Source organism: Streptomyces sp. NBC_01142, assembly GCF_026341125.1.
Classification (GTDB): Bacteria; Actinomycetota; Actinomycetes; order Streptomycetales; family Streptomycetaceae; genus Streptomyces.
Map to the genome: position 1 here is coordinate 3,288,685 of NZ_JAPEOR010000002.1, position 25,221 is coordinate 3,313,905.

Annotated in this window: 25 protein-coding genes; 13 read left to right on the forward strand and 12 right to left on the reverse strand. The window is 69.6% G+C overall.

Annotated features, from left to right (window positions below):
- Window positions 1-101 precede the first annotated feature (101 nt).
- From OG883_RS32610 to OG883_RS32620, 3 genes are all read left to right on the forward strand, one after another.
- Window positions 102-884 (forward strand): HAD-IIA family hydrolase, encoded by a 783-nt coding sequence (locus tag OG883_RS32610; protein ID WP_266548425.1) that lies wholly within the window; start codon window positions 102-104, stop codon window positions 882-884.
- A gap of 425 nt (window positions 885-1,309) precedes the next feature.
- A complete protein-coding gene (locus OG883_RS32615) occupies window positions 1,310-1,921 on the forward strand; it encodes a carbonic anhydrase (protein ID WP_266548428.1) in 612 nt (203 codons plus the stop codon).
- A gap of 117 nt (window positions 1,922-2,038) precedes the next feature.
- On the forward strand, window positions 2,039-3,544 hold the full coding sequence (locus tag OG883_RS32620; RefSeq protein WP_266548430.1) for a SulP family inorganic anion transporter: 1,506 nt from the start codon (window positions 2,039-2,041) through the stop codon (window positions 3,542-3,544).
- A gap of 61 nt (window positions 3,545-3,605) precedes the next feature.
- Here OG883_RS32620 and OG883_RS32625 read toward each other — a convergent pair whose 3' ends face one another.
- The 3 genes from OG883_RS32625 to OG883_RS32635 all read right to left on the reverse strand — a co-directional run bounded on the left by OG883_RS32625 (window position 3,606) and on the right by OG883_RS32635 (window position 5,953).
- Window positions 3,606-4,178 (reverse strand): hypothetical protein, encoded by a 573-nt coding sequence (locus OG883_RS32625; RefSeq protein ID WP_266548432.1) that lies wholly within the window; start codon window positions 4,176-4,178, stop codon window positions 3,606-3,608.
- Window positions 4,179-4,335: 157 nt separating this feature from the next.
- Window positions 4,336-4,818, reverse strand: a complete 483-nt coding sequence (locus OG883_RS32630; RefSeq protein WP_266549678.1) for a hypothetical protein — start codon at window positions 4,816-4,818, stop codon at window positions 4,336-4,338.
- 394 nt (window positions 4,819-5,212) lie between these two features.
- On the reverse strand, window positions 5,213-5,953 hold the full coding sequence (locus OG883_RS32635; RefSeq protein WP_266548434.1) for a PP2C family serine/threonine-protein phosphatase: 741 nt from the start codon (window positions 5,951-5,953) through the stop codon (window positions 5,213-5,215).
- A 362-nt stretch (window positions 5,954-6,315) separates the two neighbouring features.
- On the opposite strand from OG883_RS32635, the gene OG883_RS32640 reads away from it, so the two are divergent.
- The 5 genes from OG883_RS32640 to OG883_RS32660 all read left to right on the forward strand — a co-directional run bounded on the left by OG883_RS32640 (window position 6,316) and on the right by OG883_RS32660 (window position 12,028).
- Window positions 6,316-8,418: a SpoIIE family protein phosphatase gene (locus OG883_RS32640; RefSeq protein ID WP_266548436.1), complete on the forward strand. Its 2,103-nt coding sequence runs from the start codon at window positions 6,316-6,318 to the stop codon at window positions 8,416-8,418.
- Window positions 8,419-8,488: 70 nt separating this feature from the next.
- Window positions 8,489-8,986 carry a SigE family RNA polymerase sigma factor gene (locus tag OG883_RS32645; protein ID WP_266548438.1) on the forward strand — a complete coding sequence of 166 codons (498 nt, stop codon included), beginning with the start codon at window positions 8,489-8,491 and terminating at the stop codon, window positions 8,984-8,986.
- Window positions 8,979-9,431, forward strand: coding sequence for a hypothetical protein (locus tag OG883_RS32650; RefSeq protein WP_266548441.1), 453 nt, complete (start codon window positions 8,979-8,981; stop codon window positions 9,429-9,431). The genes OG883_RS32645 and OG883_RS32650 overlap by 8 nt, the downstream gene beginning before the upstream one ends.
- A gap of 126 nt (window positions 9,432-9,557) precedes the next feature.
- The gene (locus tag OG883_RS32655) at window positions 9,558-10,838 is read left to right on the forward strand and encodes a glycosyltransferase family 39 protein (RefSeq protein ID WP_266548443.1); all 1,281 of its coding nucleotides are present in this window, start codon (window positions 9,558-9,560) and stop codon (window positions 10,836-10,838) included.
- A gap of 362 nt (window positions 10,839-11,200) precedes the next feature.
- Window positions 11,201-12,028 (forward strand): CAP domain-containing protein, encoded by an 828-nt coding sequence (locus tag OG883_RS32660; protein WP_266548445.1) that lies wholly within the window; start codon window positions 11,201-11,203, stop codon window positions 12,026-12,028.
- Here OG883_RS32660 and OG883_RS32665 read toward each other — a convergent pair.
- Together OG883_RS32665 and OG883_RS32670 are read right to left on the reverse strand one after the other, a co-directional pair.
- On the reverse strand, window positions 12,025-13,326 hold the full coding sequence (locus OG883_RS32665; RefSeq protein ID WP_266548448.1) for a HAMP domain-containing sensor histidine kinase: 1,302 nt from the start codon (window positions 13,324-13,326) through the stop codon (window positions 12,025-12,027). The genes OG883_RS32660 and OG883_RS32665 overlap by 4 nt on opposite strands.
- A complete protein-coding gene (locus OG883_RS32670) occupies window positions 13,323-14,009 on the reverse strand; it encodes a response regulator transcription factor (protein WP_266548451.1) in 687 nt (228 codons plus the stop codon). The genes OG883_RS32665 and OG883_RS32670 overlap by 4 nt, the downstream gene beginning before the upstream one ends.
- 36 nt (window positions 14,010-14,045) lie before the next feature.
- Here OG883_RS32670 and OG883_RS32675 point away from each other — a divergent pair, with 36 nt between their 5' ends.
- A complete protein-coding gene (locus OG883_RS32675) occupies window positions 14,046-14,633 on the forward strand; it encodes a hypothetical protein (protein ID WP_266548454.1) in 588 nt (195 codons plus the stop codon).
- 116 nt (window positions 14,634-14,749) lie between these two features.
- Here OG883_RS32675 and OG883_RS32680 read toward each other — a convergent pair whose 3' ends face one another.
- Together OG883_RS32680 and OG883_RS32685 are read right to left on the reverse strand one after the other, a co-directional pair.
- Window positions 14,750-15,115 carry a PH domain-containing protein gene (locus OG883_RS32680; RefSeq protein WP_266548457.1) on the reverse strand — a complete coding sequence of 122 codons (366 nt, stop codon included), beginning with the start codon at window positions 15,113-15,115 and terminating at the stop codon, window positions 14,750-14,752.
- Between the two features lie 83 nt (window positions 15,116-15,198).
- Window positions 15,199-16,302, reverse strand: coding sequence for an endonuclease/exonuclease/phosphatase family protein (locus tag OG883_RS32685; RefSeq protein ID WP_266548460.1), 1,104 nt, complete (start codon window positions 16,300-16,302; stop codon window positions 15,199-15,201).
- 349 nt (window positions 16,303-16,651) lie between these two features.
- Here OG883_RS32685 and OG883_RS32690 point away from each other — a divergent pair, with 349 nt between their 5' ends.
- Both OG883_RS32690 and OG883_RS32695 read left to right on the forward strand, forming a co-directional pair.
- Window positions 16,652-17,743: a sugar ABC transporter substrate-binding protein gene (locus OG883_RS32690; RefSeq protein WP_266548463.1), complete on the forward strand. Its 1,092-nt coding sequence runs from the start codon at window positions 16,652-16,654 to the stop codon at window positions 17,741-17,743.
- Window positions 17,744-18,113: 370 nt separating this feature from the next.
- On the forward strand, window positions 18,114-18,383 hold the full coding sequence (locus OG883_RS32695) for a hypothetical protein (protein ID WP_266548466.1): 270 nt from the start codon (window positions 18,114-18,116) through the stop codon (window positions 18,381-18,383).
- Between the two features lie 98 nt (window positions 18,384-18,481).
- Here OG883_RS32695 and OG883_RS32700 read toward each other — a convergent pair whose 3' ends face one another.
- The 5 genes from OG883_RS32700 to OG883_RS32720 all read right to left on the reverse strand — a co-directional run bounded on the left by OG883_RS32700 (window position 18,482) and on the right by OG883_RS32720 (window position 22,052).
- Window positions 18,482-19,198: a GAF and ANTAR domain-containing protein gene (locus OG883_RS32700; RefSeq protein ID WP_266548469.1), complete on the reverse strand. Its 717-nt coding sequence runs from the start codon at window positions 19,196-19,198 to the stop codon at window positions 18,482-18,484.
- A 78-nt stretch (window positions 19,199-19,276) separates the two neighbouring features.
- Window positions 19,277-20,029, reverse strand: a complete 753-nt coding sequence (locus OG883_RS32705; protein WP_266548472.1) for a GAF and ANTAR domain-containing protein — start codon at window positions 20,027-20,029, stop codon at window positions 19,277-19,279.
- Between the two features lie 724 nt (window positions 20,030-20,753).
- The gene (locus tag OG883_RS32710; protein ID WP_266548475.1) at window positions 20,754-20,927 is read right to left on the reverse strand and encodes a hypothetical protein; all 174 of its coding nucleotides are present in this window, start codon (window positions 20,925-20,927) and stop codon (window positions 20,754-20,756) included.
- 5 nt (window positions 20,928-20,932) lie between these two features.
- Window positions 20,933-21,505, reverse strand: a complete 573-nt coding sequence (locus tag OG883_RS32715) for a DUF5994 family protein (protein WP_266548478.1) — start codon at window positions 21,503-21,505, stop codon at window positions 20,933-20,935.
- A 277-nt stretch (window positions 21,506-21,782) separates the two neighbouring features.
- Window positions 21,783-22,052 (reverse strand): hypothetical protein, encoded by a 270-nt coding sequence (locus tag OG883_RS32720; protein ID WP_266548481.1) that lies wholly within the window; start codon window positions 22,050-22,052, stop codon window positions 21,783-21,785.
- Between the two features lie 425 nt (window positions 22,053-22,477).
- Here OG883_RS32720 and OG883_RS32725 point away from each other — a divergent pair, with 425 nt between their 5' ends.
- Together OG883_RS32725 and OG883_RS32730 are read left to right on the forward strand one after the other, a co-directional pair.
- Window positions 22,478-24,004 carry an SDR family oxidoreductase gene (locus OG883_RS32725; RefSeq protein WP_266548484.1) on the forward strand — a complete coding sequence of 509 codons (1,527 nt, stop codon included), beginning with the start codon at window positions 22,478-22,480 and terminating at the stop codon, window positions 24,002-24,004.
- Window positions 24,005-24,199: 195 nt separating this feature from the next.
- The gene (locus OG883_RS32730; RefSeq protein ID WP_266548486.1) at window positions 24,200-25,153 is read left to right on the forward strand and encodes an AEC family transporter; all 954 of its coding nucleotides are present in this window, start codon (window positions 24,200-24,202) and stop codon (window positions 25,151-25,153) included.
- Window positions 25,154-25,221: the final 68 nt, after the last annotated feature.

Here is a 25,221-nt window from a genome sequence, read left to right on the forward strand (position 1 = left end):
GTGGTTCACCCCCTTACCCAGGGGAGACAGAAGCCACGTCCACACCTATTTCGTAATAACCCCATTTGCGGTCATTTGGCAAGTCGGGGACGGTCGGTCGTATGGAACGAATCCGAGCGGTCCTGATCGACATCGACGGCGTACTCACGGTGTCGTGGAAGCCGCTGCCCGGCGCCGTGGCGGCCATGGAACGGCTGCGCGCCGCGGGACTCCCGCTGGCGCTGGTCACCAACAACACCTCACGCACCCGCGCCTCGATCGCCGCGAAGCTGGCCGGGGCGGGCTTTCCGGTCGGCGTCGACGACATCCTCACCGCACCCGCCGTCACCGCCGCCTACCTGCAGGAGCACTATCCGGGCGCCCGCTGCCTGCTGCTCAACAACGGTGACGTGCGGGACGACCTCGAGGGTGTGACGCTCGTCGACGAAGGCGAGGGGGAGCCCCCGGACGTGGTCGTCTTCGGCGGCGCGGGCAGTACGTTCGGCTACGCGGCTCTCAATGCGGCCTTCCGCCATCTGCAGCGCGGAGCCCGGCTGGTCGCCATGCACCGGAACCTGTACTGGCGTACGGCGGAGGGGCTCGATCTCGACACCGGGGCCTTCCTGCTGGGCCTGGAGCGGGCCGCCCGCGTCGAGGCGGAGGTCACCGGGAAGCCGGCCGAGGCGTTCTTCGCCACCGCGCTGGCGCACCTCGGCACCGCCCCGTCCCGGACACTGATGGTGGGCGACGACATCGAATCCGACGTCCTGGCGGCCCAGCGCAGTGGAATCACGGGCGTACTGGTCAAGACCGGCAAGTACCTGCCCGAGACGCACCGGGCGGCGGACGGAACACCGGACCACGTGCTCGACTCCTTCGCCGGCCTTCCGGCCCTGCTGGAGTGACGCTGCTGGGGTGACGGTCCCGCTGCCCGCCCTCGTGTGCCCGGGCGCCCACGGGGGCGCCGACCCTCGGTGCGGCCCTCGATCCCAGCCTCGGTCCGGGCCTCGGTCCGGGCCTCGATCCCAGCCTCGATCCCAGCCTCGGTCCGGGCCTCGATTCGGGACTCGATCCGGGCCCTCTCGCGGGCCGGACCTGTATCAACAGGCCTTCTTCTTCGCCCATTTGCCGCCCGGATGCGCCCTCTTCAGGTCCGCTTCAGGATCACTGAGCCATGGTGTGGCCAGTGCTCACCAGGCACTCCCGGCGGTGGGTCCCTCCCGCGCCGGGCCCACGCCGTCGCCTCGTCAATGTCGATGCAGCGCACGCCGATTCGCCCCATGACCCGACCACACCACGTGCCCCCGGGGCACGTAGGAGGCAGGCCGCCATGCACCAACTCATCGCGCACGCCCGTTCCTTCGAGAGCCGTTGCGCCGAGCGCAGCGAGGACTTCCGCAGGCTCGCGGCCGGGCAGTCACCGCAGGTCCTCTTCATCACGTGTTCCGACTCTCGCGTCGTGCCCTCCCTGATCACCGGGGCGGGCCCCGGCGATCTGTTCGAGCTGCGCACCGCGGGCAACATCGTCCCCGAGTACAGCCATGAGCACCCCGCCGGCGAGATCGCGACCATCGAGTACGCCGTGCGCGTCCTGGGCGTGCGGCACATCGTCGTCTGCGGCCACTCGCACTGCGGAGCGGTCGGCGCCCTGGTGCGCGACGACGATCTGCGCGCCGCCCCCGCCGTACGCGGCTGGCTCGACATCGCCGCTCCCCAGCCACCGCGCTGCGGCGAGGCGGCTGCGGCGGCCGCGCCCTCACCCGACCTCGCCGACGCCGTCCAGCGGCACGCACTCGCCCAGGTGCAACGGCTGCGGGAGTACCCGTGTGTCCGCGAGGCGACCGCAAGCGGGCGGATCTCCCTGGACACATGGTTCTACGAGGTGCACACCGGGGCCGTCCACAGCCACCGGCCGCAGGCCGGGACCTTTCAGCCGCTGTAGGCCCGCTGCCTGCTGCTGTAGGCCCGGCGCCGCGGGCCGGACGCTCCCGCCACTGCCGGTGCGTCCGGACGCTCCCGCCACTGCCCCGCGCACCATCCGCTCAACACCGGAGAATTCGTGCTCCCCAAGCTCAGTAGGCCCAGTCCCCTCGCACTCCGGCGCGATGTCCTCGCGTCACTCGTCGTCTTCCTCGTCGCCGTCCCGCTGTGTGTCGGCGTCGCCGTCGCCTCCGGCGTACCCGCCGAACTCGGCCTGATCACCGGCATCGTCGGCGGACTCGTCGTCGGCTGTCTGCCGGGCAGTTCGCTCCAGGTCAGTGGGCCCGCGGCAGGACTCACGGTCCTGGTGCACGAGGCCGTTCAGCAGTTCGGGCTCGCGTCCCTCGGCGCCATCGTCCTCGCCGCGGGCGTCCTTCAGATCGTCTTCGGAGCCCTGCGCTGGGGCCGCTGGTTCCGGGCGATATCCGTGGCCGTCGTCCAGGGCATGCTGGCCGGCATCGGCCTCATCCTCATCCTCGGCCAGGTCTACGCCATGGCCGACGCAGACCAGCCGGACAGCGGCCTGGGGAAGATCGCCGGGCTGCCCGGCCTCGCCGCCCATGTCGTCGGCAGCACCGGGGCACTCTCGGCGTTCGCCGTCGGTGCCGGCACCCTCGCCCTCCTGGTGCTGTGGAAGTGGATGCCGGCGAAGGTACGGATGGTCCCCGGCCCGCTCGCGGCCATCGCTCTCGCCACCATCGCCACGGCGGCGCTCGGACTGCCGGTCGCCAAGGTGGAGGTGCACGGTCTGCTCGAGTCCGTCCAGCCGCCCGGCCTCGGCGAACTCGGTGGTCTCGCCCAGCTGTCCGTCATCGGCACCGTGCTCGCCTTCACCCTCATCGCCTCCGCGGAGAGCCTCTTCAGTGCCGCGGCCGTCGACCGCATGAGCGACGGTCCGCGCACGGACTACGACAAGGAACTCATGGCGCAGGGCGCGGGCAACGCCGTGTGCGGTGTCCTCGGCGCGCTGCCGATGACCGCCGTGATCGTCCGCAGCGCGGCCAACGTCCAGGCAGGCGCTCGTACCAAGCTCTCCCGCGTCCTGCACGGCTTCTGGCTGCTGCTGTTCGCGGCGCTGCTCCCGGCCGCCCTCGGCGTGGTCCCGCTCGCCGCGCTCGCGGGCGTCCTGGTGCACGCCGGAGCGAAGCTGGTACCCGTACGGCAGTTGGTGCCGCTGTGGCGCGAACACCGGGGCGAGGCGGTGATCCTCGGGGTGACCGCGGTCGCCATCGTCGTCACCAACATGTTCGAGGGCGTCCTGCTCGGGTTGCTGCTCGCCGTCGTGAAGACCGCGTGGGAGACCTCCCATGTCCATCTGGACGTACGCGAGCTGACCGGCGGAAGGCTGATCGTCTCCGTCACGGGCAACGCGACCTTCCTGCGACTGCCCAAGATCCTCGACGCACTCGAGGCGCTGCCCCGTGACACGCCCGTCGAGCTGGACCTGACGGAACTGCGTCACCTGGACCACGCCTGCCGCACCGCGCTGGACAACTGGGCCGCACAGCACAACGGGTCGGACGGTCCCACTCCATCGTTCCAGCCGGCCGTCGCGGCCGCCGGCAGGCCCGCTTCGGGGCACTGATCGCCCGGTTGAATCGCCCGGTTGAACCGCCCGGCTGAATCGCCGGGCGTACCGCGCCGGATCAGACGAACAGGAACCCGGCTGCGGTTGCCGCGCCGACGGCTGCGCCGACGACTGTCTGCGCGACGGTGTGGTAGCTCAACGCGACGCGCGACCAGCACACGGCGACGGTCATGGTGTACGCGAGCAGCCACCAGGGGGAGTGCACCACGGCCAGCAGGGCCACGACGGCCGAGGCGACCGCGGAGTCCACCGAGATCTTCCAGGCGGTGTTGACGGCCAGGAGAAGGACGGTCATCACCCACAGGGAGAGCATCGTGACGAGAATGCCGGTGGGTGCACGGCCGAGGATCATGACGACGGTGCCGGAGCCGAGGGAACCGAGGATGACGAAGAAGATCGGTGCCCGCGCGGTGCGGTCGACGACGTGCCGGTCGCCCCACGTTCCGCGCCTGCGCTCCCACTCGATGTAGCCGGCGGGAATGAGGCCGGCGCACAGGGCGCCGAGAAGTCCCCACGGCAGACCGGTCCAGTCCCCCGCGGCGGCCGCCCCGATCCCGAGCATGCCGATCAGCAGGACGTTGCGGGGCTGAAGGATGTCGGTGACGATACGGGCCGTCGCGGTGCTGCACACGCTGTTCTCTCCAGGGACTGCAGGACCTGCCGGGGTTACGCGCGAAGGTTCCGCCGGGCCGGTCGAGACGACGCTGAACTGCATGAAGTCGACGACGCTGAACCGCATGAAGAGGGTCCGGCCGACGGTGGAGCCGGCGCCGATGAACGTACGGTCGCTACGGTTCCGGCTCCCCGCCGTCGGCGTCCTTCCCGGGCTTGGTGTCCTCCAGCAGGGAGAGGGCGAACTGCAGCAGCTCCGGGGCGGGACAGTCGTCGCCGAGGCCGCGGCCGGCCAGGCCCGTGATCTCGCCGGTACGCCGTTTCACCAGGAACTGGAGACCGGCGACGACATCGTCGACGACCTCGGACTCCTCCTTGAAGAAACGCCAGTCCACGCCGAAGCCCAGCCCGAGTGCCTTGAGGATCTCCTCCGACGGGTCGGTGACCTTCCCGGCGAGGATGTTGGAGAAGTAGCTGTGCGAGAGCGAACCGCCTCGCTCCTTGACCAGGTCGGCGAAGGTCCGTCCCGAGATCTTCTGGCCGGGGAAGGTCTTCTCCACCATGTACTCGACCTTCTGCTGCAACGTCCTCAGCTCCGGCGAGTGCTCCGCGTGTTCCGGGTGCTCTCCGTGGTCGCCGTGTTCTCCGCCGTTGTCCATCAGAATCCCCACGTTCACGTCCGCCGCTCGTGCACTCATCCGACGATGCGCGGTGTTCGATTTCGGTCAACGGGCCCGTACTGTAACGGACCTTGACGCGGGCGCCTCGGTATCCGTGACATTGCGGAGCATCCTGCCCCGCGGTCGGATCCGGGCTTGCACAAACACTCTACGTCACTGTTAACTCAAAAAAACACGGGCAGGGGGCCACGAGGGGAGTCCCTTGCCCGTGAGGCCGTCGCACTCGGCAGCCGCCGTGTGCCCTGCGTGCCGCGCCGACGGCGCAAAAATGTAGCCCTTCGCGACGGGGGATGCACGAAGGGCTACAGCTGCAGTATGACACCTTGTCAGGGGCGTCCGACAGCCGTCCCGGCAGACTGGCCGGTGACGGGCCCTATTCGCCGATGCGAATCACCGCGAACGTGATGTTGTCGGGGCCTCCGGCCTCGATGGCGGCCTTCCACAGTTCGAACGCGGCCCTGCCGTCGTCGTGCACCCGCAGCAGGTCCTCGAGCTCGTCGTCCGGCACCGGGTCGGTCAGGCCGTCGGTGCAGACCAGGTAACGATCGCCCGCGGAGAGCGGGAAGGCCGCTGTATGGGGCGTGACGGCTCTGAACACGGGGCTGCCGCCGAGCGTCTGTGTGACGAGGGACGTGGTGCGCCGCCCCGGCTCCGGCGGCGGGCTGTCGTCCACGCTCACCTGACGCAGCCCGTCCTGGGGTGCGGCGTACACCTTGCTGTCGCCGACATTGAACGTCAGCAGCGAGTCCGCCAGCACGACGGCGCCCGCGACCGTGGTCCCCATGGTGACCAGCTCCGGATCGCCGTCGGCGGCCGCGTACACCGCGTGGTTGCAGATTTCCATGGCGTCGTGGAGGGCGTCCTCGCCGTCCAGTGAGGGCCCGAGCGAGGCGAGCCGGCGGACGACCAGCGCACTGGCCACCTCGCCGGCCGGCTGCCCGCCGAGCCCGTCGGCCACGGCGACGACGAGCGGAGTGCCGAGGGGAAACAGCATCGTCTGGGGGTTCTCGGTCACGGTGCCGCACAGCGTCCACGGTCCGACGACGAGGCTGTCCTCGTTGTGCTCGCGCACCAGCCCGACATGGCTCAGGGCGGTCACAGCGATGTACGGCACAGGAATCTCCCGCCTCTCCGCAACGGTGGGCGTGTCTCTCCCCACCATTGTGACGCCGCGGGAGAATTCACCGTGCCCGGACAGGTCCGGCCCGAGCTTTGCCCGGGTGACCGAGCCTGCCCGGGTGACGGGGTGCGCCTGCCGCGAAAGCGTGTGCTGTGTGCGCGGGGGTGCCGAGTCGGCCGGGCGGGAGAGACCATGAGAGTCAGCGGGAGATGCGGGCGGCGACGGCGCGGGCCGGATTCCGCACCGGGGCCGGGGTCCGTACAGGAGTGGGCTCTGCGGCCGGAGTCGGTACAGGAGTGGGCTCTGGGCATCACACTGGGCATCAAGCGGTGACGGCGGGCTGGAGGAGGTCCTGGATGGGTGCAAGCGGCTCCTTCCCGCCCGAGCGTGCCCAGCCGCGGGCCAGACCGTCCGAGCCGGGCGGCTTGATGGACGTACTTCGTGTCGCCGCTGTGGTGCTGGACGCGGACGGGCGGATCGCGCTGTGGAGCCCGCAGGCCGAAGAACTGTTCGGTTACACCACGGGGGAGGCGCTCGGCCGGTTCGCGGGCCGGCTGCTGATCCACGAGCAGCACCAGAACCTGGTGCGCCGGCTGTTCGCGCAGGTCATGGCGGGCGAAGGAAGCTGGGCGGGTGTCTATCCCGTACGGCACAAGGATGGCCGCACGCTGCTGGTGGAGTTCCGCAACATGCGGCTGGAGGACGACCGGAAGGGCCTCTACGCCCTGGGTCTGGCCACCGACCAGGCGACACTGCGGGGGGTGGAGCGGGACCTGGCGCTGTCCACCCGGCTCATCTTCCAGTCCCCGATCGGGCTGGCGGTCATCGACACCGATCTGCGGTACGTCATGGTCAATCCGGCGCTGGAGCGCATCAACGGTCTGCCCGCCGCCGAGCATGTTGGCCGGCATGTCCGGGAGGCCGTGCCGTTTTTGGACACCGATGCCATCGAGTCCGCCATGACCGAGGTACTGGCCACCGGTATCCCGATCCTCGACCAGGAATCCGTGGGGCGCACCCCGGCCGATCCGGACCAGGAGCACGCCTGGTCGGTGTCCTTCTACCGGCTGGAGGCGCCCAACGGGAAGGTTCTCGGGGTGGCCACCTCCGTCGTGGACGTCACCATGCGGCATCGCGCCACGACCGAGGCCGCCCGGGCCCGGAAGCTCCTCGCGCTCATCGCCGACGCCTCCATCCGTATCGGCACCACGCTCGACCTCGACCAGACCGCCCGCGAGCTCGCCGAGGTGTCCGTACCGGAGCTGGCCGACGTGGCAGCGGTGGATGTGCTCGACAGCGTCCTCAACGGCCGCTCGGCCACCGCGATACGCGAAGGCTCCGCGGTCTTCCGTGCTCTCGCCGTGGCCGCCGCCCACCCCACCGACGCCCTGCGCGCGGCCGATCCGCCCGGTGATGTGGCCCGGTACGAGGCCGACCGGCTGGTCACCCAGTGCGTGAACACCGGTCTCCCGGTCCGGGTGTCGCATGTGCGGAGCGATGACCTGCCGCGCATCGCCCGCTGTCCCGAAGCCGCCACGCTGCTGTCCGACGCGGGAGTGCACTCGTACCTGGCCGTACCGCTGATCGCCCGTGGCGAAGTCCTCGGCGCCCTGGACCTCAAGCGCATCCGCAACCCGGAACCGTTCAATGCCGACGACGAGGTCCTGGCCGGCGAACTGGCCGCGCGGGCCGCCGTGTGCATCGACAACGCCCGCTGGTACCAGCAGGTGCGCAACACCGCCCTCACCCTCCAGCGCAGCCTGCTTCCCCAACAGCCACCGGACCAGCTCGGCCTGGAGGTGGCCTACCGTTATCTGCCCGCCCAGGCAGCCAGTGAGGTGGGCGGCGACTGGTTCGACGTCATCCCTCTGACGGGTGACAAGACGGCGCTGGTCGTGGGCGATGTCATGGGCAGCGGCATCAGCGCCGCCGCCACGATGGGGCAACTGCGCACCGCCACACGCACGCTGGCCGAGCTCGAAATCGACCCCGCCCGGGTGCTCCACCACCTCGACCACATCAGCGACCGGATGGGGCAGACGATCACCACCTGCGTCTACGCCGTCTACGACCCCCACGACTCCCAGGTCCTCATCTCCAGCGCCGGGCACCTGCCCCCCGTCCTGGTACGCCCGGGTCTGCCGCCCGAACTGCTCGACCTGCCCACCGGCGCCCCGCTCGGCGTCGGTGACGTGGCCTTCCACACCACCACGATCGATCTGCGCCCCGGCGACCAGCTGGTCCTCTACACCGATGGCCTGGTCGAAACCCGCGACCAGGCCATCGACGAACGCCTCAACGTCCTCCTCGACCTGCTCAACGAGCCTCAGCGCTCCCTGGAGGAGACCTGCGACGTGCTTCTGCACGCGCTGCGACGCCCCGGAGATCACGACGACGTGGCCCTGCTCATCGCCAGGGGCACGCCTCTGGGGACTTCGGCATCTCTCGAAACCGGATGACCTTCGCTGTCAACCGGATGGACCTCGCCAGGTCTAGAGAAGATGAACCGAACAGATTTGGAGCACGTCATTGACCGCTGAAGAGTTCGAGGAGTTCTACGCCCATGCGGTCAAACGGCTCACCGGACAGCTCTACGTGATGCTCGGCGATCTGCATGAAGCGCAGGACGTCGTGCAGGAAGCATTCGTCAAGGGCTGGAGCCGGCGCAGGAAGCTGGCGCGGGACGGTGCGCCCGAGGCGTGGATCCGTACGGTGGCCTGGCGGCTCGCCGTACGGCGCCGGCACGGGCGTCGCCGCACCGAACAGGCCTGGCAGCGGCACGGCGGCGCGCCGCCCGTCAGCGCTCCCGATCCCGGTTCGATCGTTCTGGTCCAAGCCCTGAAGGGCCTGTCGCCCCAGCAGTGCAGGACCGTGGCCCTGCACTACGTATGCGATCTGTCGGTCGAGCAGATAGCCCGGGAGACGGGCCTGGCCACCGGCACGGTCAAGACGCATCTGTCCCGGGGACGGGCAGCGCTGGCCGGCCACCTGCAGGACCCTCACATCCAGGAGGCGCACGGTGCCTGAGCACGACAACGACCCGTTGGCCGCCGCCCTCAAGAACCTGGCAGCCACCGCGCTGAACGAGAGCAGTCCGGCACCCCTTTCGGAGATCACGGCCCGCGGTGAGCGCCTACGGCTCCGCAGGCTCACCACCCTCGCACTCACCGTCCTCCTGGTGGTCGGTGGCATGAGCGGCCTCGTCGCCGCCGGGGTCTTCTCCGGCTCCACCAAGAGCTACCCCCCCGCCACCACCCCCCGCCCCGCGCCGTCTCCGGACTCCCCCGGCCAGCCCCCCTCCCCGACCCCCTCCCGGACCTCCTCCTCCTCCTCGGCAACGCCCGGCGCGGGCGAGAGCTCCTTCCCGTCCGGTGTGGGCGCGACCACCGCTCCTGCCGGTGGCCAGAGCACGCCCACCCTGCCGCCTCCCGCGACGTCGACGGCCGGGACGAGCGCTCCGCCAGGGTCGTAGGCCACCGGCCCCACCTCCAGCCCCCTCCCACCGCCCGCGATGTCGGGGCGGTCTCCTTCCCGTCGGCACCGTTCCGCGCCGCCGGACGATTCCGCGCGCCCGCGCGCGCCCGATCGGAGCTCATCCATGTCCGCGGCAGCCCCCGACACCGCTCCGCGCCGGCCACTCCCGCCCCAGCACGTGCCCTCGGCGGGGCGCGGGGACGGTGCGGCGGCGCGGCCGCACAAGCCCCACCGCCACAGTCCGCGGCGCCCGGCCCGCTCGTGGCCCGCGCGCCTGGCGGCCCGTCTCAGCCCCACCGACCGCCTCGTACTGCAGCTGTATCTGCTCACCCGCATCGGCCTGTGGATCACCGCGTACTGCACCGGCCTGCTGTTCCCCGATCGCCGGGACGCCAAGGAGCCCGGGCCGATGCTCTCCCGGTGGGAGCAGTGGGACTGGCACCACTTCCAGCACATAGCCCAGTACGGCTATTTCAACGACGCCGAGAGCACGCCCCAGCATCCCGACAACCGCGCGGCGTTCTTCCCCGGCTTCCCGCTCCTCCTGCGCGCCGTCCACCTCGTCACTCCGGGCTGGACGGTCGCGGGGCTGCTGATCTCCCTGGTGGCCGGCGCCGTCGCGATGCTCGCGCTGGCCCGTATCGCGCACCTCACCGCGGGAACTGCCGCAGGACAACGGGCAGTTCTGCTGGTGCTGGTTTCGCCGTGCGCGGTCTTCCTCGCGGCCGGCTACACCGAATCGCTCTTCCTCGCGCTGGCTCTGCCCGCCTGGCTCGGGGCGAAGAGAGGCCGCTGGGCACTTGCGGCAATCCTCACCGCGTGTGCCACCACCACCCGTGTCAGCGGCCTGTTCCTCGCCGCTGCCGTGGCTGTTGAGTTCCTTCTCGCCCGGGACGGGCGCCGCACCTGGCGGTCCCTGCCCTGGCTGGCCCTGCCCGCGCTCCCCGCACTCGTCTACACCTGGTACCTGCACGGGCTGACGGGCGACTGGATGGCATGGAAGCACGCCCAGGAACGCGGCTGGCACCGCGAGTTCCATCCCCCGTGGGAAGCCTGGTCCCACACCTGGAACGCAGGCTTCGACGGCCGGTACACCACCGGATACGCCCTGATGTTCCAGGCGGAACTCGTCGCCGTGGTGATCGGCGTACTGCTGCTCGGCGTCCTCCTGCGCCACCGCCGCTGGCCCGAGGCTGCCTATATCGCCCTGAACCTGTGGGCCTTGGGCACCTCCTACTGGTACATGTCCATTCCCCGCGCCACCCTCCTGTGGTGGCCGCTGTGGACAGCACTGGCTGTCTGGAGCCTGCGCAACACCTGGGTGAAGAACACGTACTTGTGTGTCGCGGCCCCGCTGACCACGGTCTTCGCCATCGCCTTCACTTCCGGACGCTGGGCAGGCTGATGCCCGACGCGGGTGTGGCTGATGCCCGACGGGGGTGGCTGATGCCCGCCGGGTCCGACAGTGCTCGAGCGGGCAGGGCCGGTGACGCGCTCACGCGCCACCGAGCCGCCCGTGAGGCCGTCGGCTTTGCCGCTTTTCGCCTGCGGAATGGCAACTTCCGCCGCCTCGGGTGAATTCGGGGTACTCGAGGGCCTCGGTATCTGCCCTGCGGTTGATGGCTTTCTTATGGCTTCTTGAAGAAAACCCTCCGGGAGGCCCTCCTCCGCCCGGCCCGGCATAGGCTCCCGTAACCCCCCCGTGATCCAAGGGGCGCGGTTGTGCCCCTTGGATCGCCCCTGTTCCCCTTCCGAGGTGCCGTACGTATGAGTTCACGCCGAGCTGCTCACACACCGTCCCGCTCCCATGCCCGTCGTAAGGACGGACTGCGGCTGCGAAACGTCGTACTGGCACTGAGCGCGATCACCGTCACGGCGGGCGTCGGGTTCGCCGTCGCCACCGGCGGGGACGACCAGGACGGAGCGGCGGACCGAATACGGACGAACGCTGCCGCAGACGTCCCCTCCTCGGCCGTTCCCGACACCGCGGCGAGCAGCGCGTCCCCTTCGCCCTCGACAAGCCCCAAGGCGAGCGCCACACCGAGCAAGCCCGCCGCCTCCTCCGCCCCACCGAAGCGGAAGGCGAGCCCCGAGCCCGTCCAGAAGGCGCAGGCGAAGCCGGCCCCCCGGCGTACGGCCTCGTCCGGCGGCGCTGCCAAGTCCGCTCCGGCATCCGGCGGGAGTTCGGGCAGCGGCTCCGGAAGTGCTTCGGGCGGAACGGAGGCCGAGGTGCTCACCCTGGTCAACAAGGAGCGCGCGGCAGCCGGTTGCTCACCGCTGACGTCGAACTCGAAGCTGGCCAGGGCCGCCGATGACTACAGCGACGTCATGGCCGACAGCGGCGTCATGTCGCACACCGGCCCCGACGGCTCCACCATGACCAGCCGGGTGGAGGCCGCCGGCTACGCCTGGTCCAATCTCGGCGAGAACATAGCCCGGGGCCAGGCCGACGCGGGCGCGGTCATGGACGCGTGGATGAACAGCCCCGGCCACAAGGCGAACATCCTCAACTGTGACTTCAAGGAGATAGGCGTCGGCGTGCACTTCGGAGACGGCGGCCCGTGGTGGACGCAGAACTTCGGAGCGTCCCGCTAACGGGACTCAGCCAGCGCGAAAGCCACCCGAACCCGCGCTCCGCCCATGGGGGCGCGGGTGATCTGCATCTGTCCGTCGGCGGTACGGGCCGCCCGGGCCACGATGTCCAGGCCGAGCCCCGTGGAACCGCCCACGCTGACGCCGCGGGTGAGCGCACTGTCCGGGTCGCTGATCCCCGGGCCCGCATCGTCCACCATCAGCACCACGTGCCGGTCGGTGCGCTCCACGCGCACGGCGAAGGCCGTGCCCTGCGGGGTGTGCCGGAAGACGTTGCCGATCAGGGCGTCTATGACGGCGGCGAGGTCGTCCTCGGGGAAGCGGACCGGCGTCGGCCGCGGGGTGAAGGCACGCTCGTACGGCCGGTCCTGCTGGGCGGCGAGCACCGACCAGAAGTCCAGCCGCAGCGCGACCACCTCCGCCACCTCGCACGATCCCGTCGCCGTGGTGCCGGTGGCCGGGCCGGCGGCCAGTGGGGTACGGGCCGCGGTGATGATCGAGTCCAGTTCGGTCTCCAGATGTGCCACGGCGTCGGTGATCCTCCGGGCGCCGGGCGAGGACCCCATGAGTTCCGCCTCCAGCTGCAGAGCGGTCAGCGGGGTCCTGAGCCGGTGCGACAGATCCGCGACCATCTCCCGTTCGATCGCCAGCAGCTGGACCACCCGGTCGGCCATCGTGTTGAACGCGACGCCCGCCTCCTTCAGCTCCGGCGGCCCGGCCGGCTCCACCCGTACCTCCAGGTCGCCCGTGCCGAGTGCCAGCGACGCCCTCGACAGACTCCGGGAGGACCGGACCACCCGGGCGCCCAGCCGGTCGGCGACCAGTACCGAACCGCCCACAAGACCCAGCGCCAGTACCGACATGACACCCCACGACACCCACACCCCGCGGGTCAGCTCCGCCCGGGGCACGTACGCCTCGACGACCGCCACCCGGTCCTCGGCGAGGACGACGGGCTGGAGGTAGACCCAGCCGCCGGCCGTGTCCATGGCCAGGGTCTCCCTCTTGCGTACGGCCCGCTCCAGCGCGTCCGGCGCCGCGTGCAGACTGCCGATCAGCCCGCCGTCCGGGAGCCGTACGGCCAGCTGATCCGCCGGGTCCAGCCCCGACACCGCCTGCTGCACATCGGCCTGCCTGGTGGTGAGCGCGAGGACCGGCGAGAGGGCGGCGGCGCGCTGTACGGCGGCCGTGGTCACCCGGTCCCGGGCCTGGTCGCGCACCAGCAGGGCGAGCGGGATGAGGAAGGACAGCGCGACCATCGTGGTCACGGCCAGCGCGATGCCCGCGAGTGCCCGCCTCATCCTGAAGTGACCAGTTTGATCCCGATCCCTCGCACGGTGTGCAGATAGCGGGGATGCGCGGCCCGTTCGCCCAGTTTCCGGCGCAGTGCCGACAGATGGACGTCCACCGTCTGGTCCTCCAGGTACGGCTGCTGCCACACGTCGGCGAGTATGCGTTTGCGGGAGACGACCTGGTCGGCGTTTGCCGCGAGATAGGCGAGCAGGTCGAACTCCCGCCGGGTCAGGGTCAGTTCGCGGCCGGCGAGATGCGCGGTGCGGGCGAGCGGATCGATCTGGAGGTCGCCGACCCGCACCACGGGCTGCCGGGTCCGGTCGCTCTCCGGGGCGGCCCGCCGCAGTACCGCCCCGAGCCGGGCGTCGAGCTGGCCGCCCGAGAAGGGCTTGACCATGTAGTCGTCCGCTCCGGCGTTGAGGAGCTTGATGATCTCTGTGTCGTCGTCGCGCGCGGTGGCGACCAGCACCGGAACCCGTGAGATGCCCCGGATCATCCGCAGCACGTCGAGGCCGTCCAGGTCGGGCAGCCCGAGGTCGAGCACCACGGCGTCGGGAGGGCTCTGGGTGATCTCGCGCAGCGCCTCGAAACCCTGGGACGCGGTCCGTACCGCGTACCCGTGCGCGGTGAGGACCTCGATCAGCGCGCCGCGGATCACGGGGTCGTCCTCGACGACAAGTACGGAGGCCATGGGCAGGCACGTTAGCCGGTCCGTCACTATGGTGTCGTGTCCCGGCTCCTGCGCTACCTGCTGATCTGGTTCTCGTGTACGGCGGCCAGCGTCTCGGCCGTCATGGTCACGGTCCACTTCGTGGTGGGTACGACCACGCCGACTCCGCCGGTCGCGCAGTCGGCGGCGACCGACTTCGGCTCCCCGTCCCCGTCCGCGACGTCCGACGACCGCGCCCCCTCGCCGAGCCCGACGCCCACCCCGAGCCGCTCCGCGAAGCCCACCGCGGACCCCACGCCCTCCAAGAAGCCGGAGAAACCCCGTACGTCGGCGCCGGCTCCCGCGACCGGCACGACCAGCCGCCCGCCGGATCAGGCATCCGGGCCGAACGAGGGCCAGGGCTGCGAGCAGGGCGGTTCGGGCGTGCACACCGTCCCGTCGCAGGGCGGAAAGGTCACCGTGCGCTACGGGAGCGGCGGGGTGTGTCTGGTCTCGGCCGTACCGAACCGCGGCTTCACGGCCGGCACGACGCAGAGCGCCGCCGAGACGCTGACGGTGACCTTCAGCGGCAGCGGACACCGTTCGGAGGTCACGGCGACGACGGTCCCGGTGGACCGGGCGAGTGTGCGCGAGACGTCCTGGTAGCGCTCAGGCCGGTGCGGGCAAGGCACGGCCGAGGGGCTGCCGTGGGGCTCGCGCGTCACCGGCCCGGCGCCCCGGCCGTGCCGGGGCGCCGTACGACTGCCTGACCGACTGACCGACTACCGCGCCACGAACTGCGTCAGGATGGCCTGCACCTCGTAGATGTCGACACCCTTGGTGAAGGTCTTCTGGACCGGGGCCGGGCTGCCGGAGATCCAGATCTTGAGCTCCGCGTCGAGGTCGAAGGTACCGGCGGTCTCCACCGCGAAGTGGGTGATGCTCCGGTACGGAATGGAGTGGTACTCGACCTTCTTGCCGGTTATCCCCTGCTTGTCGACGAGGAGGAGCCGACGGTCGGTGAAGAGCATGGTGTCGCGCACCAACAGGTACGCGGCGTGCACCTGCTCGCCCTGTCCCAGCAGCCGCGCGTACTCCTGCTGTGCCGCCACCGGATCGACGGTGTGCGCGTTCCCGAACAGACCCATGACAGACCCCCACCTGTTGACGACTCGCGAACGTCACACCGTATACCGGCCGGTGGTGACCGTCCCCGGCCCGGGCCGAGGTCTCACACGTCGAGGTCCGCGTACAGCGCGGCGTGATCGGATGCCTGGTTGGCCTTCGAGGTCACGGTCTCGAACGACTTGAAGGTATTGGGCGCCCAGATTCCGCGCCGCTCCACGTCCACCGCCTCCACCTGCTTCCACAGGTCCGGCGAGAACATCAGGTAGTCGAGCTTCTGCCTGAGCGAGTTGCCCGTCCCGTAGGTGCCGGGCGCTCCCGTGTAGCTGCTGTGGTCCATCGCGTCCCGCAGGCCGGCGCCGAGCAGGAACCCGAGCGGCTCGCTGTCCGGGGTGTCGTTGAGATCTCCGGCGACCACGACGCTCGCGGAACGCTCGAGGGCGGTCCTGTAGATCTCCTTGACCCGCTTGGCCTGGGCCTTGCGCCTGTTGGCGCTGACGGCGGGCCTGCCGAACCCCTTGCTCTTGAAGTGGTTGCCCAGAATCCACAGCGGCTTACCGCCCGTGAGCTCGACCTCGAACTCCGGGCAGTCCCGGCTGAAGACCGGCAGGCCGGATTCGGTGTCGAAGATGTGCGACCGTACGGAGGCGATGGGGTGGCGGCTGAACAGCCCGAGGTCGATCCCGCGGCTGTCGTTGCCGTCGATCAGCATGTTGAACGGATACCGTTTCGCGCCCATCAGGTCGCCCAGCACCTGCTCGTTGAAGCGGTGCAGGGCGAGCCGGTCCTCGACCTCGACCGTGAGCAGCACGTCGGCGTCGACCTCGGCGATCACGAGGGCGGTGTTCTGGACGGCCTCCCAGTTGAGGTCGTCACGGACCATCTCGGCCCAACCGACCCAGTGGGACCGCCCCTTGGCGATGATCTCGATTGCGCCGCCCCGCTTGATGCGGAAGAGTTTGGCGCCCCCGCGGGTCTCGTTCACGAGGATCAGCCGGGTTTTCGACTGGGAGTTGGGGACGTCGTACTTCCGGAGTATTTCGACGATCTTCTCTTTGTCCTCGGCCGTGTAGGTCTCGTGGTCGAGGAGGGAGACCAGAATCGCGAAGTCCTCCAGCGTCTTCCGCCGCTCCGACGAGTCCTCGAGGGCGAAAACACGGGGTCGGCGGAAGAGATTCTCGGCGTTGAAGGTGGCGATACGGATGGTCATGGCGCCTCCTTGCGCGGCGCGGGTCTACGCGGCCGACGACACAGGCGCCGCCGAGGTCACTGCTCGCCGACACTTCAATTGTCCGAGCACAGGCGATTCCTGTCCAATGGGGCGGGAAACAGGCTATTTGGGCAGTCACCCCGGCTCCCGTGCCCCCGTGCTCCCGAAATGAGTCATTCGATGCTTCTTGCACCCTCCTGACCATCCGTCTCCCTTCACTTAACTAACGAACAGGACCCGTTGTCATCTCGTTAATTTCGTACTTCTTGACGCTTTTCGCGTGGCAGGTTTGACTTCCAGCCACTTCGGCCGCATTGGCGTGGCCTGTCAGGGAGGCTGATTTCTACCGATGAACGCACATCTGCGTCGCGCTGCCGTTGCGGCCGCTGTTCCCGCGATGGCTTTCTCGCTCGCCGGCTGTATCAGTGCCCAGGACTCGGGCGTGAAGATGGGCGACGACATCACCGTCGGTCTGCTCCTTCCGGAGAACCAGGCCGCTCGCTATGAGAAGTTCGACAAGCCGGTCATCGAAAAGAAGATCAGCATGCTGACGAACGGCAAGGGCACGGTCGTCTACGCCAACGCGAACCAGGACGCCACCCTGCAGGCACAGCAGCTCGACGACATGATCGACAAGAAGGTCGAGGCGCTGATCGTGGATGCGGTCGACGCCAAGGCCATAGCCGTCGGCGTCAAGAAGGCCGAGGAGGCGGGGATCCCCGTCGTCGCCTTCGACCGCCTCGCCGAGGGCCCGATCTCTGCCTATACCTCCTTCGACAACAAGGAGGTCGGCCACGTCCAGGGCAAGGCGCTGCTGGAGGCCCTCGGCGACAAGGCCAAGGACGGCCAGATCGTGATGATGAACGGTGCCAGCACCGACCCGAACGCCGCACAGTTCAAGGCGGGCGCGCACGCGGAACTCGACGGCAAGGTGAACATCGGCCGGGAGTTCGACACCAAGGACTGGAAGCCGGAGAACGCCGGCGCCAACATGAGGGATGCGCTCTCCGCGCTCGGCAGCAACAAGGTCATCGGTGTCTACTCCGCCAACGACGGCATGGCGGGCGGCATCATCACCGCCCTGAAGGCCGATGGCATGTTCCCGATCCCACCGGTCACCGGCCAGGACGCCGAACTCGCCGCTGTGCAGCGCATCGTCGCCGGTGAGCAGTTCATGAGCGTCTACAAGCCGTACGCCCCAGAGGCTGCTGCCGCCGCCGAGATGGCCATCCTGCTCGCCAGGGGCATGTCGCTCGATGCCATGGCCCAGGCGGACGTCGACAGCCCGACCACCAAGCAGATCCCCTCGGTGCTCGTCCCGGTCATCCCGCTGACCCAGGACAACATCGAGGAGACCGTCATCGCGGACGGTATCTACACCGTCGAGGAGATCTGCACCCCCAAGTACAAGGCCGACTGCAACGAGCTCGGCCTGAAGTAGGCCCCGCAGCAGCGGCCCGTCGTGGCGGGGGCCGCTCGTGTCGTAGGGAACCGCCGGCGTCTGCAGAGCAATCCGGGCACGACACGCCCAGCGCAAGGCCCCCGGGCGCCGCGTGGCCCCCGCGGGCCTTGCGCTGCTCGTATGTGACCTCCAGGTGGCGAGGCGCCGCCCTGAAGGTCGTGGCCACGGCCTGAATGCCTTCGTGGCCCTGTCGGCGGACGTCCCCTGCCAACGTACCGCCGACACGGGGCAGTTCCGGCCTCACGGGCTGAGGCGGGGCGCTATCCGCAGCCTTGGGGCAGGACTACGCTGTTCGGTGAAGCCCCGGTCCCTGGCAGCGATTCATTTGCTCCGCTCCGGGAGGCCCGCCATGTTCGTCCTGCTTCTCATCCTCATCGTGACCCTGCTCGGCCTTGGCTTCCTCAACCCCATCTGGTGGGTGGCCGGCACCGTGCTCGTCTTCGGTTTCGTCCACTACGGCCGCGGTGGTGCCGGGGGACCGGGCCCCGGCGGCGATTCCGGATACCGGGAGTACCGGGACTACCGGGATCGTCAGGACCGTTGGGACCGCCGCTACAACCGACAGCGCCGGGGCCGCTGGGTTCGGCAGGACCGTCGGGACGGCGAACATCACAGGTGACCGACGGGACGGTTTTGTGATGCGGGCGTTCCCGGACGGTCGTCCGGGAACGCCCGCTGACGCTCGCGCGGGCAGCCGGCGATTTCCGTGACATGAGGTCAGATGCCGAGACCGGCCAGGGGTTCCGTTTCGTCGATGAAGGCACGGGCCAGGTCGGACAGGCGGCGGTTGTGCGCGCGGGCGTAGCCGCGCAGGGCGGTGAATGCCTGTTCCATGTCGATGCCCTGGCGTTCGGCGAGTTTGCCCTTGGCCTGTTCGATCAGCACGCGGCTGTTGAGCGCGGTCTGCAGCTGGTCGTTGAGAACGTTGCTGCGGTGGGTGGAGCGCTGTTGCAGGAGGCTGATGGTGGCGACATCGGCCAGGGCCTGGGCGATGGGTGTGTCGGCCGGGTCGAAGGGGCCAGGGGCGGCGCGGAAGAGGTTCAGGGTGCCGACGACGTCGTCCCGGAGGCGCATGGGCAGGGCCTGGACCGCCGCGAACCCGCTGTGGCGGGCCTGTGCGACGAAGCGAGGCCAGCGGTCGGTCTCCGTACGCAGATCGGGGACGGAGACCGGTGCGCCGGTGTGGAAGCACTCCAGGCAGGGGCCTTGGTCGTTCTGGAGCTGGAAGAGCTCCAGCAGGCGTACCTGCTCGTCGGAGGCGGCCATCACGCGGAGTCCGCCGTCCCGGTCCGCGAGCAGCACTCCGGCCGCGCTCGCGCCCAGCATGCCGACGCAGCGGTCGGTCAGCAGCCGCAGGAAGTCGATCAGGTCGAAGTCGGCGACGAGGTTGTCCGCCAGTTCGACGAATGTCTTGGCCAGGAACTGTTCATTCATGGTGCCCCCTCTGTCGAGACCAGTCCCACCGGGAAGGGGCGGGAGGTGCCGCGCGCCCATCGCGCCCGCAACGGCGCGTCAGACGTCGTCGTCGGTCGGATCCGAGTCCGGGGGGAAGCGAAGCCGGCGTGCGACCACGTCATCGGCCACCTCGGCCAGCCGCCGTCCATGGGCATAGGCATAGGCCCGCAGCCGGATGAACGCCTCCTCGATGCCGGCGTCGAGCTGAACCGTGAGCATGCCGGTGGCCTGGTCGATCTCCGCCCGGCTGCCTCCCAGGTCGTCGAAGCGTCCGGCCGGCGAGATTCCGCCGGGGAGAGTGTCCGACTCCTCCGTCCGGGTGTCGAGCAGCACCAGGGTCGCGGTGTCGGCGAACGCCATGGCATCGGCCAGCTCCTCGGAGTCCAGGGCGACAGGCTCGCCGGCGTACAGATCCAGTACGCCAGGACTGATCGCCCCGACCCGCAGGGGAAACGCGAACACGGCGCCCGCCCCGGCGTCCGTGGCGGCCGGAGCGAACACGGGCCAGCGGCCCCGCACTTCACCGGTCCTCAGATCGGGGGCCAGAACCGTCGACCCGAGGGTGAAGGCATCCACGCACGGCCCTTCGCCCAGAGCCAGCTGCAGTTCTTCCAGCTGCTCACTGATGTCATCGGTGCTGCACAGTGGATGACTGGCCGCGGTGCGGGACATCGCCGACACCCCGGCCCCGCCAACCGGAAGCGCAGCCACCGCCGCAGTGCACACATCCATCACGCCGACCCGGGCGCCACGCAGCGCCGCCTGCTCGGCCACCAGCACCTGGATCCGCGCCGACCGGTTACCGGTCATCGCTGCGTCCGGGCATGGTGTGCGAGGTTGTCCGGGGTGGCTGCTGTTCGGCTCCCGAGGGCCAGGTCCAGTGCCCATGAGGCGGCACCGTTTCGAAGTCGATCTCTCCGGCCAGGGTGATCAACGCCCGGCTCTCTTTGTCGTGTCGGTGGACAGTCAGTTGCGGCAGGGGCATGACGCCTCGGTTCAGGAGACCCGCCGGGAGCCGGAGGAGCCGGTTCCGACCCCTCCTGGTGCGCTCCCGTCAGGGGCGTACTTTCGGCGGAGGTAGGCAAATGGCCGGTCCAACAGCCTGTGCACCAGGGCACGGGACCCACCCGGTTCCCCCAGGGGAGGCGCCGGGCAACCGGACGTAAGATCCGCAACCCGCCAGTCATCTGTGCTGAGCAACAGCATGCCGCCGGGGTCTGGGACGTCTGCACAGCAGAGTAGTCCTCGCCCGGGTCCCATGGGCGGCCGACAGCCGTCCATTCTCATGGGCCGGTCTCATGGGCTGGGCACTTCCCGGCAGGCGCCTGTCCCGCGTGCGCATATCTGTTGCACAGCACGACACTTGGGGCGATCGGTCGGACCCGGACTGAACCCGTATCCAGTCCGTGGTTGCTCGCTGTCGTGCAGGAGCCTCACGAGAAGCAGGAGATCGGCAGCCATGCCGATCTCCTGTGAGGATCTTCTCTGGCCTCCTGCGCTGATCCCCTCTGCGGGACTGGTTGCGCAGGGTGACTCACTTCTGGGAACGATGCCACGGCCGACGCCGCCACCCGCCCCTACCCGGCCGGGAATGGCTGGAGGACGGGGTCACGATGTGATCGTCGTGCCGCGTGCTGAACAGCTGGATCATGAGAACGCCGATGGCAATCATCGCCAGCAGCACGATCACCGTCGCGAAGGTCTCCATGCCTTTCACATTCCTTCCGCCGGAGTCGGCACGTGGTGGATGACCGCCGGTCGGGCGCCATGCCCGCCTTCGGAGTCCCAGACCGTCTCGCGGGTCGAGTCCCAGTCGGCCTCGGCCGCGACCCGGAAGAACTCCGCCTCCTGGATCAGGCCGCTCGCGGTGAGACATCTGGCCGGATCAGTGGCCGCGGACATCAGCCGGGCGGCTGTGGCCGGACTTGTCTCCGGCGGGATGACCAGCAGGTCCCAGCGGCCGCTGGTGTAGGACAGCAGCAACAGTTTGTGCGGGTCCTGCTCGGCGTTGAACCAGCCGATATGCACCACATGCCCTTCGACGGGCACTCTCCGTGGGATGACCGGCCAGAACGTCGGGTTCACCGTGACACGGGTGATCCGTCCCCACAGTGGGTCAAGCACTGCTGTGAGCGCGGGGAGTTCCGCCGACAGGTCGCGCGAGCGTGGCCACCATGCACCGTCGATGAGAGCCGGAGCGGTGCCGGTCGGCGCCAGCGCCATCCGGAGGGGCAGAGAAGAGGTCCGGTCTCCGGCCGCTGGCTTGTACAGCATGGTTGCGGTCATGACGCGGACCCTGCCCCGGGCCGGTCTGCACCGGCCCGGTGTTGCAATTCGCCGAGAACGGCACGAGCGTGAACGCTGGTGTACGAAATGTTCTCGGTACCCTCAGGATACTCCTGACCGGCGCCCGACGGACCGTTGCGAGACGCGGATTGCCCGACGGACCGTTGCGAGACACGGATTGAACGGCACGCAGAAGACCCGGTCGTCCACGGAAAGGGCGGCGGGATGGCGTGCAGCCAGGTTCGGACGGTGGCTCGGACGCGGCCCGAGTGTCACGTCAACCATGCTCTTCTTCGGCCTCCATGCGCCGGATTCCCTGGTGTGTCAGCGAGACCATGGCGGGTGTATTGCCCGTTTCCCAGTCGACCGTGATCATTTCCTCGCCCACCAGATAAGTGCAGGCGGCAGCCAGATCCTCTTCGTGGATCCCGAGATCGTGAACCAGCTTGGCCCCGGTGACGCCCAGGAGGCGATTGCCTTCAGTGGTCTCGTACAGCGCCTGCATGATCTTCTCGCGGTACGCCTTCCGCTCGGCCAGTGATGCCATGTCTGCCCCCTCTGGGGAGAACTGTGAATTGCTCAATACGGAGGTGAGGTACGGAGCGTCGAATGGAGCGAGGATGTGCCCAGTGGCAGCTTTCATTGTATTTCACTATCTGCTCACTGATTCCGGCGAAATCGCTGCGAATGAATCGTAACCCGACGCCCTTTCGTAAGTGATATGCCGGCGACAGAAACTGGCGATTCGGCGCCACCGAGAACCGCCACACACGTCGCCATCCCCCCACAGGAACCGGCTCCTCGATGACGCTCAATATTCGGGGGTAGCCGACCGAGGACCGACGGCCCCCCGTCCCTGCCACCTGGGCAAGTGCGCAGGGAGGGCGGCACGGCATCCGGCCGCCCCATGAGCGGAATCCCTCGACAGGAGCGAGAGTGGCATGGGCGTACTCCCGCGGATCGGAGGCTTCCATGAGCGGCCCGGACACACGCAGCCTGCACTGTCTGGTGACAGGCGCGACGGGGTACATCGGAGGCCGGCTGGTGCCCGAATTGCTGGACGCCGGCCACCGCGTACGGTGCATGGCCCGGTCTCCGGACAAGCTGCGCGATCACCCCTGGGCAGGACGCGCCGAGGTGGTACGCGGAGATATGACCGATCCGGAGTCGGTCGGCGACGCTCTGCGCGGTATCGATGTCGCCTATTACCTCGTGCACGCCCTGCGGAGAGGGGGCGACTTCGAGGAAACCGACCGGAAGGCGGCTCAGGTGTTCGCCGATCGGGCTCGCGCAGCAGGCGTACGGCGCATCGTCTACCTGGGCGGACTGACCCCGGCCGATGTGCCGGAACGCGAACTGTCCCCCCATCTGCGGTCCCGCGCCGAGGTCGGCGAGATCTTCCTCCGCTCGGCCGTACCCGCGACCGTGCTCCGCGCCGCCGTCATCATCGGCTCCGGTTCGGCGTCCTTCGAGATGCTGCGCTACCTCACCGAGCGGCTGCCGGTCATGGTCACCCCGAGCTGGGTCGGCACCCGCATCCAGCCGATCGCCGTCAGGGACGTGCTGCGGTATCTGGTGGGCAGTGCACGGATGCCCGACGAGGTGAACCGCGCGTTCGACATCGGCGGGCCCGACGTCGTGACGTACGAGCAGATGATGCGGCAGTGCGCGGTGGTGGCCCGCCTGCCCCGCCGCTTCATCCTGCGCGTACCGATGCTGACACCCCGTCTCTCCAGCCTGTGGATCGGCCTGATCACGCCCGTTCCCCCCTCCCTCGCCCGGCCGCTGGCCGAGTCGCTGCGTCATGAGGTCGTCTGCCGCGAGCACGAGATCGTTCGGTACGTACCCGATCCGCCTGGTGCCCCGATCGGCTTCGAGCAGGCCCTCACTCTGGCTCTTCAGCGCGTACGCGACGCTCAGGTCACCACCCGCTGGTCTTCCGCCGCGCTGCCCGGCGCTCCGAGCGATCCCCTGCCGTCGGATCCGGACTGGGCCGGGGGAAGCCTCTACGTCGACCGGCGCGCGCTCGCCGTCGACGCATCACCGAAGGCACTGTGGCAGGTCATCGAGGGGATCGGCGGTGACAACGGCTGGTACTCCTTCCCGCTCGCCTGGGCGGTACGAGGCTGGCTCGACCGGATGGTCGGAGGCGTCGGACTCCGCCGGGGCCGCCGGGACGCCGCACGACTGCGGGTGGGGGACTCGCTGGACTTCTGGCGCGTGGAGGAGATCGAACCGGGGCGGCTGCTGCGGTTGCGGGCCGAGATGCGCCTTCCGGGACTCGCCTGGCTGGAGATGTACTCCGACCGGGACGAGCAGGGCCGGTCCTGTTACCGGCAGCGGGCGCTGTTCCACCCGCACGGTCTGCTCGGGCATGTCTACTGGTGGAGCGTGTCGCCGTTCCATGCGGTCGTGTTCGGCGGCATGGCCCGCAACATCGTGCAGGCCGCACTCCAAGCGGACGCCGCCCAAGACGGCCACGGAGCGAATCCGGGCTGACGCCGTACATCCGAACATCCGAGCGCAGGCGTCTCCGGGCAGGCGCGGACGACCGGACGACCGGACGACCGGACGTCAAACCCGACAGCGAGCCGGACAGCGGGCCCGACGGCACGTCGGACAGCAAGGCCGCCTTGGTTGTCGTGTGCCCGGGGTGGCCGCGGCCCCTTGATCGCTCTCAGGCATGCTGGCGCGATGACCGTGCTCTCCGGCTTCCTGCCCATCTGGGCGATCACCGCAGTCGGCTGGGCGGCCGGCCGCTTCCATGTGCTCGGAAGCCAGGCGCAGACGGTGCTGGGGCGGTTCGCCTTCGCTTTCGCCATGCCGGCGCTGCTGTTTCTGACGCTGTCCAGGGCGCGGGTGTCCGAACTGGCCACCGAGGGAGTGGCGGTCTTCGCCGCGAGCCTGCTCCTGGTGTTCGGGCTGGGGCTGACGCTGGGGCGCTGGGTCTTCCGGCGACGGCAGGCCGACCGGGCGATCGGTGCGATGGCGGGCGCGTACGTCAACTCGGCCAATCTGGGCATCCCCGTGGCGGTGCACGTCCTGCACGACACCTCGTTCGTGATCGCCGCGGCGCTGTTCCAGACGCTCTTCATCACGCCGCTGATCCTGATCCTCATAGACCTCGACGTACGGCGCGAGGCGCGCGACCGGTGGAGCCGCATTCTGCTGCTTCCGGTGCGCAACCCCATCATCGCCGCGTCCGCCGCGGGGGTGGCCGTGGCGATGATGGGGTGGCGGCTGCCGGCCGAGGTGACCGCGCCGGTCCAGATGCTGGGCGGCGCGGCCGTGCCCGCCGCACTGTTCGCGCTCGGGATGTCCCTCAACGGCCGTACGAGCGGCGCCCGTACGAGCGGTGCCTGTGAGGGCCGCTCGGCCACGGACGGCCGCACCGAGCGCCGGGTGCTGGTGGCGCTCAAGATCGTGGTCCAGCCGCTGCTCGCCTACGCGCTGGCCCGGTGGGCGTTCGGCCTCGACGGGCGTGACCTGCTGGCGGTGGTGCTGTGCGCGGGGCTGCCGACAGCGCAGAACGCGTTCATCTTCGCGTCCGAGTACCGGCTGGACTCCGATCTGGCCAGGGACACGGTGCTGCTGTCCACCCTCCTGTCGATGGGGTCGCTGTCGCTGATCGCCTGGCTGCTGACCTGAAGCGGACAGGCACTGCGGCGCTCAGGCGCCGGACATGGCGGCGGCCATCCGCAGACGCGGCGCGGCCT